The 684-nt window shown below is 60.4% G+C and carries 1 protein-coding gene and 1 pseudogene; both read right to left on the reverse strand.

The features are described 5' to 3' along the window. A pseudogene (locus EN749_RS36760) lies at positions 1–194 on the reverse strand (hypothetical protein); the annotation flags it as partial. Positions 195–329: 135 nt separating this feature from the next. Further along, positions 330–684, reverse strand: a 355-nt coding sequence (locus tag EN749_RS36765) for a LysR substrate-binding domain-containing protein (protein ID WP_245491601.1), incomplete at its 5' end; no start/stop codon positions are given.

Consider the following 684-nt stretch of genomic DNA (forward strand, 5'->3'; position numbering starts at 1 on the left):
TGGCGCGTCCTTGTTTTTGAAAGGCGATGCTCCTGCGCCAGCTCGGCAACGGTCTTGCCGTTGAGAAAGCCGTCCACCAGGGTGACATTTCGGTCGACATTCGGACTGAACCCCCAGCAGGAGCGCAGCCGGTCCACTATCCTCATCGCACCACTTCCCTCGACGATGCTCTTTGCACGCGTTTTCGAATTCACGATAACCTCGACCGTTCTTTTGCTGACAGCAAGATCGCGGGCAGAACACCCTGATCTGCCGGGGGCAGTGTTGTCCAAAATCGGCCTTCACCGCAACAGCAACAATCCAGGCTGAGTTCTTTCAGCCAGTCACTTTCATTTCTGCGCTGCCTTCCTCAACCAGTCGCGCATTTGTCGCACGGGCCGTGACAGGTGCGTCGTGTCAGGGGTCAGCAGATGATACTGTTCCCGTCCCGGCAGCACCGGGCCGGGAAGCTGAAAAAGACGCCCCGACCGCAGATGCTCGCCGCAGGAGAGATGGTCGCCGATGGCAATGCCAAGACCGCGCAGCGTCGCGTCGATGCACAGATGCGTGCGGTTGAAGAACAGTTGGTTGTCGAGATCGTCCAGCATGATGCCTGCCGCTTCGCAATAGCGGCGCCACCAGTAGAGCCCGCGAACGCGGCCGCGGCGCCAGAGCGGCGCGGGCAGATCATGGGTGTCTATACCG

Source organism: Mesorhizobium sp. M7A.F.Ca.ET.027.02.1.1, from assembly GCF_004022985.1.
Classification (GTDB): domain Bacteria; phylum Pseudomonadota; class Alphaproteobacteria; order Rhizobiales; family Rhizobiaceae; genus Mesorhizobium.